This window comes from Streptomyces sp. NRRL WC-3605 (assembly GCF_001509795.1).
In the GTDB taxonomy this organism is placed as follows: Bacteria; Actinomycetota; Actinomycetes; order Streptomycetales; family Streptomycetaceae; genus Streptomyces; species Streptomyces viridochromogenes.
This window is the reverse complement of sequence record NZ_LLZN01000071.1, coordinates 14,690-26,875: the sequence shown is the minus strand read 5'-3', so window position 1 is coordinate 26,875 and position 12,186 is coordinate 14,690. Positions and strand designations below refer to the sequence as shown.

The window sequence follows — 12,186 nt, the reverse complement described above, 5'->3', positions numbered from 1 at the left end:
CAGGATCTCATCCCGCCGAAAACCATGGCGAACGCTTTTGTCGCGGCTCCTGTCCCGGCGGGCACGGCGAAGCCCCCGCCGATCACTCGACGGGGGCTTCCTCTGTGGCTGGGGCCGGGGTCGAACCGGCGACCTATCGCTTTTCAGGCGATCGCTCGTACCAACTGAGCTACCCAGCCGTGAGGGTCTTGCGACCTTCACAGCGGTCCTGACGGGATTTGAACCCGCGGCCTCCACCTTGACAGGGTGGCGAGCACTCCAAACTGCTCCACAGGACCTTGCGATGCGTGCAACAGTGTCGCACACCGTACTGCGTGCCCCCAACGGGATTCGAACCCGTGCTACCGCCTTGAAAGGGCGGCGTCCTAGGCCGCTAGACGATGAGGGCTATCGGCCCGCCTGGGCGCTTCTCAGCGCGTCGGGGACGTGAGAAGCATATGGGATGGCGGGAGGTATCGCCAAAACGGTTTACGGGCTCGCGCTGGGCGACGCGCTCCCGCCGTCCGTGGCGCCCGGCTGGTTCTCCTCCACCAGGTGCCGGCGCACCTCCGCGGTGGTCAGCCCCAGGCCGCCGAGTTCGATCTCGTCCCACGCCTGGAGGCGCCGGGTGTCACGGTCGAAGTAGAGGATCGAGGTCTGGATCGGGTCGGGGTGCCTGCCCTCGACCGCGCGCAGCCCGCTGCCCCCGGTGGAGCCCTCGACCCGCAGCCGGGTGCCGTACGGCAGCACCTCGGTCTTCTCCTGGTGAATGTGGCCGGCCAGGGCCAGCGGGACCTCGCCGTCCGCCTGGCGGGCCGCCACGGGCTCGTGCGCGACCGCCACGTCCACGGGGGTGCCGGCGGCCTTCTGGTCGCGCAGGGCGGAGGCGAGCCGGGCGCCCGCGAGTTCGTTCGCCGCGTCCCCGCCGGGGGCCTGGGAGCGGTCGGGGGTGAACTGGGGGTCGCCCACCCCGGCGAACCGCAGCCCCCGGATGGACACGGCCTCGCCGTCGTCGAGGACGTGGACGTGCTTCAGGTCCTCCAGGTAGCGCTGGGTGACCCGCGAGTCGTGGTTGCCGCGCACCCAGACGTACGGGGCGCCGAGGTCCTCGATCGGGTCGAGGAAGCCGTTCTCGGCGGCCGTGCCGTGGTCCATGGTGTCGCCCGAGTCGACGATCACGTCGACCTTGTACTGCGCCACGAGCGAGGCGATGATCTTCCAGCTCGCCGGGTTGAGGTGGATGTCGGAGACGTGCAGGACGCGGATGGTGCTCGGGTCCGGGGCGTACGCGGGAAGCGTGGACGTGGCGTCGTAGAGCTTGGTCACGTTGGTGACCAGGCGCGCCAACTCCTTCTGGTACACGTCGAATTCGGTCACGATGCTGCGCGCGTCGCCCACCAGGGACGGGGCGGAGGACAGCAGGCCGGAGAACTTCGGCTCCAGGACGGACTCCGGGTTCCAGGTCGCGTACGCCGTCCCGCCGGACGCGGCCAGGAGGGTGAGGGCGAGCCCGCCGGCGGCCAGGGCGCGGCGCGGGCGCCGGTAGACGACCAGGCCGAGCGCGGTGGCGCCGGTGACGACGGCGACGACACTGCGCAGGGCCAGGTCGAGGGTGCCGTCGCTGACGTCCTGGGTCACTTCCTCCTGGAGGCCGGAGAGGCGCTCGGGGTGGTCCACGAGCGCCTGGGCGCGCTCGGGGTCGAGCTGGTCGACGTTGACGTCCAGCCGGACGGGCGCGATGTGGCTGCTGAACTGGAGCGCGCCGAGCGGCGACACGTTGATCTTGGTGCCGCCGGTGAAGGAGGGCCGCAGCGTCATCGTGGTGTTCATCGGGCCGACCGGCACCCGGACGTTGCCGACGACGAGCAGCCCGAGCCAGGCGCCGACGAGGACGACGGCGACGAGACCGAGGGCCCGCGTCCAGGGGCGCGGCTGCGCCGTGAGCTCGGGTTCGGTGTGCGGTCGGCGGGCGGCGTGGCGGTCGGCGAGGGCGCGTGGTGCCCTGGGGAGGTGTCCGAGAACTTTCATGATCGCGGCGGGGACGCGGGCCATTGGTGCCGTATGCCCACGTCCGTCGCCGGATATGCGGGGCCGTCGGCGGCTCCTCGGGGGCGGTGCCGTGCCTGACAATGGGGCTGTGCTGGAGATGACGCGCGAGGAGTTCGAGGAACTGGTCGCCGAGGCGCTGGACCGGATCCCGCCGGAGCTGACGCGGCTGATGGACAACGTCGCGGTGTTCGTCGAGGACGAGCCGCCCGCCGACGACCCGGAGCTGCTCGGGCTGTACGAGGGGACGCCGCTGACCGAGCGGGGCGAGTGGTACGCCGGGGTGCTCCCGGACCGCATCACGATCTACCGGGGTCCGACCCTGCGGATGTGCGCCTCGCGGGAGGAGGTCGTGGAGGAGACCGAGGTGACAGTGGTGCACGAGATCGCCCACCACTTCGGGATCGACGACGAGCGGCTGCATGCCCTCGGGTACGGGTGAGGGGTGGCCCGGCGGGGCCGGGCGGGGCGCGTGTCCTCTTGTGGGCGGCGGGAGTTGGGCAGGTTGACTTCTTCGCCCGCCCTTGGAGGTGGCTCGCGTGCGCTCTCTGTACGTACCTGTCCGACTGGCCGCGACGGTCGTGGCCGTGGCCGCTGTCGCCGGCTGTATGAGCGTCGGTGACGACGGCGGCGGAGGGAAGGCCAAGCCGTCGCACTCCGCCGGGCAGCGCGGGGGCGAGGCGCCCGACGGGGGGCCCGCGGCGCGGGGCGGCGGGTCGGGGTTCGGCCCGCACGCGGACGTGGACGGCAAGCGGGGGAAGAAGAAGGGCAAGGGCAAGGGGAAGAAGGCCGGGGGGTCGGCCGAGCCGTCGGACTCGCCGTCCGCCGGGGCGAGCGCGTCGCGGCCCGCCGGGGGCGGTCCCGAGCAGCCGGGGCGGACCGACGGGCCGGGCCCCACCCGTCCGGCCGACCCGGAGCCCACCCGTCCGGCGGAGCCCGAGCCCACGCCGACGCAGGAGCCGTCGACCCCGACGCCGACGCCTCCGACTGCGGAGCCGTCGTCGTCGGCGCACGAGGAGACGGCGCCGCAGCTGGGGCAGCGCGAGCCCGCTCCGGCGGCGCAGGCGCCCGTGTAGGGAGTCGGGGCGGGGGGCCGGTGGGGGTGGGCGGCGAGTGACGTTGCCTACACGGTTGACGGCCGGTTTGCCTTGAGGGGTGAGGGGTGCGTATGGTGGTAGATCGTTTGATCCCATTTGCCCGGCGCCACCGCAGAGCGCGCCGTGTGGCGCGTACTCTCCCTTGCCGTGGCTGACCGCATTGAGGCGGTCTTATTGCGAATCACGGAGTTGACGGGCGCGTGCCGACGAGACTCCGGAAGGTTTCGCATACGCATGTCCATTTCCAGTACTGATCACGTCGTCGTGCCCGAGAACGACGAGAACGAGCCCGTCGTCGACGAGACCCCCACGGTCACCTTCGCGGACCTCGGTCTCCCCGAGGGCGTCGTGCGCAAGCTCGCGCAGAACGGCGTGACCACCCCCTTCCCGATCCAGGCCGCGACCATCCCGGACGCCCTGGCCGGCAAGGACATCCTCGGCCGCGGCCGCACCGGCTCCGGCAAGACGCTGTCGTTCGGCCTGCCGACGCTGGCGCGCCTGTCCGGCGGCCGCACCGAGAAGCACAAGCCGCGCGCGGTCATCCTCACCCCGACCCGTGAGCTCGCCATGCAGGTGGCGGACGCCCTCCAGCCCTACGGCGACGTCCTCGGCCTGAAGATGAAGGTCGTCTGCGGCGGTACGTCCATGGGCAACCAGATCTACGCCCTGGAGCGCGGCGTCGACGTCCTCGTCGCCACCCCGGGCCGGCTGCGCGACATCATCAACCGCGGCGCCTGCTCCCTGGAGAACGTCGAGGTCGCCGTCCTCGACGAGGCCGACCAGATGTCCGACCTGGGCTTCCTGCCCGAGGTCACCGAGCTGCTCGACCAGGTCCCGGCGGGCGGCCAGCGGATGCTGTTCTCCGCCACGATGGAGAACGAGATCTCCACGCTGGTCAAGCGCTACCTGAGCAACCCGGTCACGCACGAGGTCGACAGCGCCCAGGGCAACGTCACGACCATGTCGCACCACATCCTGATCGTGAAGCCGAAGGACAAGGCGCCGGTCACCGCCGCGATCGCCTCCCGCAAGGGCCGCACGATCATCTTCGTGCGCACCCAGCTGGGCGCCGACCGCATCGCCGAACAGCTGCGCGACGCCGGTGTGAAGGCCGACGCGCTGCACGGCGGCATGACGCAGGGCGCCCGCACCCGGACGCTGGCCGACTTCAAGGACGGCTACGTCAACGCGCTCGTCGCCACCGACGTCGCCGCGCGCGGCATCCACGTCGACGGCATCGACCTGGTGCTGAACGTCGACCCGGCCGGCGACCACAAGGACTACCTGCACCGCGCGGGCCGTACCGCGCGCGCCGGCCGTACCGGCACGGTCGTCTCCCTCTCCCTGCCGCACCAGCGGCGTCAGATCTTCCGTCTGATGGAGGACGCGGGCGTGGACGCCTCGCGCCACATCATCCAGGGCGGTGCCGCCTTCGACCCGGAGGTCGCCGAGATCACCGGCGCCCGGTCGATGACCGAGGTCCAGGCCGAGTCCGCGGGCAACGCCGCGCAGCAGGCCGAGCGTGAGGTCGCCCAGCTCACCAAGCAGCTGGAGCGCGCGCAGCGCCGTGCCACCGAGCTGCGCGAGGAGGCCGACCGCCTGGTCGCCCGGGTCGCCCGTGAGCGCGGGGAGGACCCCGAGACCGCGGTGGCCGAGGCGCAGGCGGCGGCGGTCGAGGCCGTCGAGGTGTCGGTGCCCGAGCAGCCGGCCGCGCAGGACGTGGACCGGGCCGAGCGCGCGGAGGCCCCGGCCCCGTACGAGCGCCGTGACCGTGGCGGTTTCAACCGCGACCGTGAGCGGTCCTTCGACCGTGACCGCGGCGGGCGTTCCTTCGAGCGCCGCGACGACCGCGGTGGCTTCAACCGTGACCGTGACCGCGGCTTCGAGCGTCGTGACGACCGCGGCGGCGACCGTGGCGGTTTCCGCCGGGACGACCGTGGTGACCGCGGTGGCGACCGTGGTGGCCGTTCGTTCGAGCGTCGTGACGACCGTGGTGGCCGTTCCTTCGAGCGTCGTGACGACCGCGGCGGCGACCGTGGCGGTTTCCGCCGGGACGACCGTGGTGACCGGGGTGGCGACCGTGGCGGGCGTTCGTTCGAGCGTCGTGACGACCGTGGTGGCCGTTCCTTCGAGCGCCGTGACGACCGCGGCGGCGACCGTGGTGGCTTCCGCCGCGACGACCGCGGTGCCGGCCGTTCCTTCGAGCGCCGCGACGAGCGCGGTGGCCACCGGGGCAGCGACCGCCCGTTCAACCGTGACCGCCGTGACGACCGTCCGGGCTTCCGCTCCGGCGGCCACGAGCGTCCCTACGGCCGTCGTGACGACCACCGGGGCACCGGCTCCTCGTTCGGCCGTCGTGACGACAAGCCGCGCTGGAAGCGCAACGGCTGACGCAGGCTGATCCCCGGAGGGCCCGTACGACTCACGTCGTGCGGGCCCTTCGGCGTTCCCGAACGTGTGTGACGGTTGTTAAGATCCGCTGCCTTAGATGTGCATGTCATGAGTGGACGCGGCCGGTGGCTCTGCGCGCGGCCGCCACCATGCCCGCACCCTTTTCCCTGGGGAGGGACCCTTGACCCGGCGTGCCCGGATCACCACGACTCTCGCGTGCCTGGCCGCCCTCGGCGCCGGCTCGCTGACCACGGCGGGGACGGCGGCCGCCGACACCGCACCGACGCCCATCCAGACGGACGGCGTATGGGGGATCGACTACGCGGGTGGCTTCCTGACCACCGTCGAGAACACGCCCAGCGGCAGCCAGTGGGTGATCGGACGACGTGTCTCGGCGGACGGCTCCACGGTGCTGGAGAAGACCAGCCGGGGGTACGCCGACCCGTTCGCGGACGGCAGCCACATCCAGCGGGTGCCGTGCGAGGCCGGGCCGCGCGGCTGTGTGCCGATGCGCTCCACCGGCAACGGCTGGGTCGGCTACTTCATGGAGAAGGCCACCGGGCAGCAGGTCGCGCAGCTCCGCCTGACCGAGAACTCGCTGAGCGGGACGGACGAGCCGACGGTGACCCGGGCCCGCTTCGTCGACACCACCGGCCGCTACTACGTCTACGACGCCGCCGGCACCGGCAAGCAGTACGTCGACGCGGTCGCCGCCCACCGGACGCAGGACGTGCGGCGCACCCGTGCCGTCACCGCCGCCTCCGTCTGGGGCTCGATCCTGTGGACGCCCGGTACGGGCGCCGGGGCCGTCACGGGGTACGACCTGGAGGCGAGGAAGACCGTCCAGACCCTCGCCACGGGCGCGCCGTGCACGGTCAAGGAGCTCCAGGTCGTCGGCCGCTGGGTCTACTGGAACTGCGGCCCGACGGGCGCGGCCGGCGTGTACGACCGTACGGCCAAGAAGACCGTCAAGGTGCCCTCCGGGCCGGTCCTGGTCGGCGACGGCTACCTCGTCCGGCACGACCGGACGGCCGGCAAGCTGATGATGACGGACTATCACACGGGGACGGCCGCGACCGAGCGCGCCGTCGCGGACCTGCCCGCCGGGAGCACGGCCGACCAGCGGCGGCTGTCCTGGACGGTGGACAAGTTCGGCGGAGACATCGCCTACGTCGGCCCGGACAAGTCGATCCGGATCGTGCAGAGCGACGTCCCGGCGCAGCCGCTGACGAAGATCGAGTCTGACGTGGCCGGCGACATCGTGGACCCGTCCGACAAGGTCGGAGTGCCCTACTGGGCCAGCTTCTGGCAGCTCAACCGGCCCGCGCACTGGACCTTCACGGTGAAGGACGACCAGGGACGCGTGGAGCGCACGATCAAGGGCCGCGGCGCCTCCGTCGACGTGGAGTGGGACCTGAGGTCCGACACCGGCGCCTTCCTCTACAACGGCCGCAAGACCTGGACCCTCACGGCGACCCCCGAGGAGGGCGGCGCCGGGTACAGCACGAGCGGGAAGCTCGGGTACACCGGCGGCCTCCAGGGCCACCACGACCAGGGCGGCTACCGCTACGGCGAGCTGGTCACGCTCAACTCCGCCGGGGGCCTCACCCTCCAGTACACCGAGGGCAAGGGCACCTTCGACTTCAAACGGTCCGCGTCCGGCTGGGCCTCCGGCACCGTCGCCGTGCCCTTCGGTGACATGGGCAAGGACCGGTGCGCCGAGATGCTGGTGCGCATGCCGAACGGCGAGCTGCGCAGGTACGCCGGCAAGTGCGGTGCCTCGTACACCCCGTCGAGCAGCCACACCTCCCTCGGGACCGGCTGGAACGCGTACGACGTCCTCACCGCGCCCGGCGACCTGACCGGCGACGGCCGCGTCGACCTGCTGGCCCGCAAGGCGTCCACGAAGGACGTCTACGTCTTCGCGAACGACGGCGCGGGGAAGCTGAAGGCGGGCGTGAGGATCCGCTCGGCGTGGACCGGCTACACGAAGATCGTCGGCGCGGGCGACCTGAACGGCGACGGGCACGGTGACGTGCTCGCCCGGGACAAGGCCGGGACGCTGTGGCGGTACGACGGCCTGGGCGACGGGAAGCTGAAGGACCGGGTGAAGGTGTTCAGCGACTGGGGCGGCTCGTACAACGCGATCGTCGGCGTCGGCGACATCACCGGCGACGGCCGCGACGACCTCGTGTCCCGTGACTCCGCCGGCAACCTCTACCGCAACAACGGAAACGGCAAGGGGTCGTTCGGCTCGCGGGTGAAGATCGCGAGCGGCTGGAATGGCTACAAGGGCCTCTTCTGACGTCCCGGCGCACGGGTGTGGGCGCACCCGCCCGGCGGGCGCGCCCACCCCGCCGACAGGGCCGTCACCCCGATACCCGATCGGCTCGGCGGCCACGTGCGGCTATGCTCGGGGTGGCACCACGCCTGGGCCCTTAGCTCAATTGGCAGAGCAGTGGACTTTTAATCCATTGGTTGTGGGTTCGAGTCCCACAGGGCCTACCGGTGGCGGGGGAGGCGGCGCCCTCCACCCCGCCCACAGCGCCCGGACCGGCTTCGGCCGTCCGGGCGCTGTCGTGTTCCCTACGCCAGGCTCGCCCCCGCCAAGTCGCCCAGCGGGAGGGTGTGCTGGGTCTGGAGGACCTTCGCGCGGAGGTAGCGGACGTTGTCCGGGGTGGCGAAGACGCCGGTGGGGACGCGGTGGTGGACCGTGATGCCGAGTGCGCGCAACTGGTCGGCCTTGTCGGGGTTGTTGGAGAGCAGGTCCAGTTCGCCGATGCCGAGGGCGGTCAGCATCTGGGCCGCCGCCGTGTAGTCGCGGGCGTCCTCGGGCAGGCCCAGCGCGGCGTTGGCGGCGTAGGTGTCGAGGCCCTCGTCCTGCAGGGCGTAGGCGTCCAGCTTGTTGTAGAGGCCGATGCCGCGGCCCTCCTGGCGCAGGTACAGCAGGACGCCGCCGCGCTGGGCGATGCGCTCGACGGCCTCGCGCAGCTGTGGGCCGCAGTCGCAGCGGGCCGAGCCGAAGACGTCGCCGGTCAGGCACTCGGAGTGGAGGCGGACCAGGGGGGTGGTGCCGGGCTCGGGGGTGCCGAGGACGACGGCCACGTGTTCCTGACCGTCGGCCAGGCCGTGGAAGGTGACCAGTTCGGCGTCGGCGGTGTAGCCGTCCTGGAAGCGCAGCGGGACCCGGACACGGGCGCGCTGGGTGGCGGCTGCGAGGGAGTCGGGCATGCGGGTCTCCGGGTTCCGTGCGGCTTCTGCTTCAGATTTGAAGCAGCTTCCGGGAGTGACCCTACCGCGTGCTTTAACTTTGAAGCAATAACTCCGGGTCACCAGTCCCTGCGGTGTGCGTCACGAGCAGGGCTTCGACGCCCGCCGGCGCCACGGCACCTCGTCGCCCGTGGTGTGGCCGCAGTCACCCTGGAGGCCCGAGCCGATCGCCGTGAAGATGTCCTCCAGCTGGCCGACCTGCTCAGGTGACAGCCGGTCGAAGATCAGCGACCGTACGGTGTCCACATGCCCGGGGGCCGCCTGCTCCAGGAGCCGCATCCCCTCGTCCGTGAGGGCCGCGACACTGCCCCGCTTGTCCACGGGACAGTCCTCGCGCCGCACCAGACCGTCCTTCTCCAGCCGTGAGACGCCGTATGTCAGCCGGCTGCGGGTGATCTTCAGTCGCTCGGCGAGGTCGGTCATGCGCAGCCGGCGCTCCGGGGCGTCGGACAGGGTGGCGAGAATGGAGTAATACAGATGGGGCATGCCGGCCTCCTGCTGGAGCTGCCGGTCCAGCGCGTCCTCCACGAGCGCGACGGCGGCGATGTAGGCACGCCAGGCGCGCTGCTCCTCGGGGGTGAGCCAGCGAGTCGTCATGCGTCCAGTGTAGGTTTGTTTCAAACTTGAACCAAGCCCCTGTCTGTCGAATGAACCAAGCCCCCGTCGAATGAACCAAGCCCCGTGTGAACCAGCCCCGATCGCCGAGCGGGAGAGCGCGCCGATGCCGTCGTACCCCTATGTCCTGCTGTCCGCCGCCGTCTCCCTCGACGGCTACCTCGACGACACCGGCCCCGACCGGCTGCTGCTGTCCGGCCCGGCCGACTTCGACCGGGTCGACGAGGTGCGGGCCTCCGTGGACGGCATCCTCGTCGGCGCCGGCACCATCCGTGCGGACAACCCCCGGCTGCTCGTGAACTCGGCCGAGCGGCGCGCCGCGCGGACGGCCCAGGGCAAGCCCGCGTACCCGCTGAAGATCACCGTCAGCGCGTCCGGCGAGCTGGATCCGGCGGCGAACTTCTGGCACACCGGAGGCGAGAAGGTCGTCTACACGACGGAGAAGGGCGCGCGGCGGCTGCGGGAGCGGCCCGTCGCCGCCGACGTCGTCGCGCTCGGCGACGAGCTGGACTGGCGGGCCCTGCTGACCCACCTGCGCGAGGTGCGCGGCGTCGAGCGGCTGATGGTCGAGGGCGGCGGCACCGTCCACACGCAGCTGCTGCGCCAGGGACTCGCCGACGAGCTCCAGCTCGTGCTCGCGCCGCTGTTCGTGGGCGACCCCCGGGCGCCCCGGCTCTTCGGGCCCGGCGGATACCAGGGGGGCCGGCTGCGGCTGGTGGAGACCCGGCGCATCGAGGACGTGGTGCTGACGCGCTACGAGCCGACCGCGCCCGGCACCGGCGTCCTCCCGGCCGCCGCCGACCGGCACTGGCTGGCCCTGGCGTGCGACCTGGCCGCCGAGTGCCCGCCGTCGTCCACCGCGTTCAGCGTCGGAGCGGTCGTGGTCGCCGCGGACGGCACGGAGCTGGCGCGGGGCCACTCCCGGGAGGCCGGCGACCCCGTCGTGCACGCCGAGGAGGCGGCCCTCGCGAAGATCGCGCCCGGTGACCCGAGGCTGGCCGGGGCCACCGTCTACAGCAGCCTGGAGCCCTGCACGCACCGCGCCTCCCGGCCCACGCCCTGCGCCCGGCTGATCCTGGCGGCGGGGGTGCGGCGGGTGGTGACGGCCTGGCGCGAGCCGGACACCTTCGTCGCGGACGCCGACGGCAGCGGGATGCTCGCCGGCGCGGGCGTGGACGTCCTGGTGCTGCCCGAGTACGCGGCCCGGGCGGCGGCCCCCAACGCCCACCTGGCCCTCTGAGGCCGGCCTCAGAGAGCCCACCCGGCGCCCTGAGGCCGGCCCCGCGACACCCGTGCGACCGGGGCCGGGCCCCGGCCCCGGGAGCGCCCGCGGCCGGGGCCTGCGGAAAGGCGTGTGCGGAGGGCCCCGCCGATGGCGTACTATGGACACATCGACGCGGGGTGGAGCAGCTCGGTAGCTCGCTGGGCTCATAACCCAGAGGTCGCAGGTTCAAATCCTGTCCCCGCTACTGAAGGCTCAGGGCCGGAACTCATCAGTTCCGGCCCTGAGTGTTTTCCGGACCGTTCCCTGCCGCGCCTCCCCGGTCGGACGCCCCCGCTCGCCCACCGTCACCGCTTCGGCGACCCTGGTCGGGTGGAGGAAGGGCGAATCTCGTACGTGCGCCGGTCGGTCCGGGTGCTGCCCGCCCTGCTGATCGCCGCCGGAGTGGGCTACGACATCGCCGCCCCCCTCGCGTTCTCCGGCGCCCCCTTCCTCGCCGCCGCGCCCCTGGTGGCCGCTCCCCTCTACTCCCAGCGCGGCACGGTGGGCACCGGCATCGCCGCGATCGGCTCGCTGCTCGTCGTGCGCCTCTCCGTCGGGGGCCTGGACGAGGTGGAGGCGGTCACCGAACTGGTCACCGTGATCGTCGTCTCCGCCCTGGCCGTCGTCATCAACGTCCTCGTCCGCCGCGGCGGCGAACGCCTCGCCTCCGCCCGCCGTGTCGCGGAGGCCGTCCAGCGCGCGGTCCTGCCCGAACCGCCCGAACGGGTCGGCGGGTTCCAGGTGGCCGCGCGCTATGAGGCGGCCCAGGAGGACGCCTCCATCGGCGGGGACCTGTACGCCGTGCAGGACACCCCGCACGGCGTCCGGATGATCGTGGGCGACGTGCGCGGCAAGGGCCTCGGCGCGGTCGGTACCGTCGCCGTCGTGATCGGGGCGTTCCAGGAGGCCGCCGAGCAGGAGAGCACCCTGGAGGGGGTCGCCCAGCGGCTGGAGCGGGCCCTGGCGCGCGCGAGCACCCGGCGGGACGAACGAGGCCCCCGTGAGGGCTTCACCACGGCTGTCCTCGCCGAACTGCCGCCCGGCGCACCGGCGGTGCGGCTCGTCAACCGGGGGCATCCGCCGCCCCTGCTGCTGTACGCCGACGGAGCCGTGCGGCCGCTGCCCGCGAGCGATCCCGCGCTGCCGCTCGGCATGGGCGGGCTCGGCACCTGGCCCGACCGGGCCGACGAGGCGGAGTTCCCGAGCGGGGCGACGCTGCTGCTCTACACCGACGGACTGTCGGAGGCACGCGACCGGACGGGCCGGTTCTACGACCCCGAGCAGGGCCTGGCGGGGCGCGCCAACGCGCTGCGTGAACCGGCCGAACTGCTCAGGACGCTGGCGGGGCAGGCGCGCCGGCACTCCGGGGGCGGCATGGTGGACGACCTGGCCCTCCTGGCCGTGCGCCGCCCCGACGTTCTTCACAGAAAGTGAACAGACGAACCCCCTCCGCATAACAACTGACGCACCGTCAGTGCGGTGAGCGTGGTCGGAGGGGAGTCAACTCGCCCGATTTGGGCCGCT

General features: G+C 72.5%; 9 protein-coding genes and 5 tRNA genes. 8 read left to right on the top strand and 6 right to left on the bottom strand.

The genetic code is table 11. The annotated features are described in order from the left end of the window. Positions 1-105 precede the first annotated feature (105 nt). From ADL34_RS24100 to ADL34_RS24085, 4 genes are all read right to left on the bottom strand, one after another. Positions 106-179, bottom strand: a tRNA-Phe gene (locus tag ADL34_RS24100). Positions 180-203: 24 nt separating this feature from the next. Beyond that, positions 204-278 (bottom strand) — tRNA-Asp (locus tag ADL34_RS24095). A gap of 37 nt (positions 279-315) precedes the next feature. Next, a tRNA-Glu gene (locus ADL34_RS24090) sits at positions 316-388 on the bottom strand. Between the two features lie 80 nt (positions 389-468). Beyond that, entirely contained in the window at positions 469-2,031 is a 1,563-nt protein-coding gene (locus ADL34_RS24085) for a metallophosphoesterase family protein (RefSeq protein ID WP_062673346.1), read from the bottom strand. Between the two features lie 85 nt (positions 2,032-2,116). Between ADL34_RS24085 and ADL34_RS24080 the strand changes: the two genes are divergently transcribed. The 5 genes from ADL34_RS24080 (at position 2,117) to ADL34_RS24060 (ending at position 8,018) form a co-directional block, all read left to right on the top strand. Continuing rightward, entirely contained in the window at positions 2,117-2,467 is a 351-nt protein-coding gene (locus ADL34_RS24080; protein WP_062673344.1) for a metallopeptidase family protein, read from the top strand. Between the two features lie 97 nt (positions 2,468-2,564). After that, positions 2,565-3,101 (top strand): hypothetical protein, encoded by a 537-nt coding sequence (locus ADL34_RS24075; RefSeq protein ID WP_062673342.1) that lies wholly within the window; start codon positions 2,565-2,567, stop codon positions 3,099-3,101. Positions 3,102-3,356: 255 nt separating this feature from the next. Then, complete coding sequence (locus ADL34_RS24070; RefSeq protein ID WP_062674014.1) at positions 3,357-5,513, top strand: DEAD/DEAH box helicase; 2,157 nt, start codon at positions 3,357-3,359, stop codon at positions 5,511-5,513. A 181-nt stretch (positions 5,514-5,694) separates the two neighbouring features. Continuing rightward, positions 5,695-7,818: an FG-GAP repeat domain-containing protein gene (locus ADL34_RS24065; RefSeq protein WP_062674016.1), complete on the top strand. Its 2,124-nt coding sequence runs from the start codon at positions 5,695-5,697 to the stop codon at positions 7,816-7,818. A 127-nt stretch (positions 7,819-7,945) separates the two neighbouring features. Then, positions 7,946-8,018: transfer RNA gene (locus ADL34_RS24060), tRNA-Lys, on the top strand. A gap of 81 nt (positions 8,019-8,099) precedes the next feature. Here the strand turns inward: ADL34_RS24060 and ADL34_RS24055 are convergent. After that, positions 8,100-8,744: a GTP cyclohydrolase II gene (locus ADL34_RS24055; RefSeq protein ID WP_062674018.1), complete on the bottom strand. Its 645-nt coding sequence runs from the start codon at positions 8,742-8,744 to the stop codon at positions 8,100-8,102. 120 nt (positions 8,745-8,864) lie between these two features. After that, positions 8,865-9,380 (bottom strand): MarR family winged helix-turn-helix transcriptional regulator, encoded by a 516-nt coding sequence (locus ADL34_RS24050; RefSeq protein ID WP_062674019.1) that lies wholly within the window; start codon positions 9,378-9,380, stop codon positions 8,865-8,867. A 124-nt stretch (positions 9,381-9,504) separates the two neighbouring features. Here ADL34_RS24050 and ADL34_RS24045 point away from each other — a divergent pair, with 124 nt between their 5' ends. The 3 genes from ADL34_RS24045 (at position 9,505) to ADL34_RS24035 (ending at position 12,096) form a co-directional block, all read left to right on the top strand. Further along, positions 9,505-10,638, top strand: coding sequence for a dihydrofolate reductase family protein (locus ADL34_RS24045; protein WP_062674022.1), 1,134 nt, complete (start codon positions 9,505-9,507; stop codon positions 10,636-10,638). Positions 10,639-10,793: 155 nt separating this feature from the next. Then, positions 10,794-10,867 (top strand) — tRNA-Met (locus ADL34_RS24040). A 125-nt stretch (positions 10,868-10,992) separates the two neighbouring features. After that, entirely contained in the window at positions 10,993-12,096 is a 1,104-nt protein-coding gene (locus ADL34_RS24035; RefSeq protein ID WP_062674024.1) for a PP2C family protein-serine/threonine phosphatase, read from the top strand. The last annotated feature ends 90 nt before the right edge of the window (positions 12,097-12,186 follow it).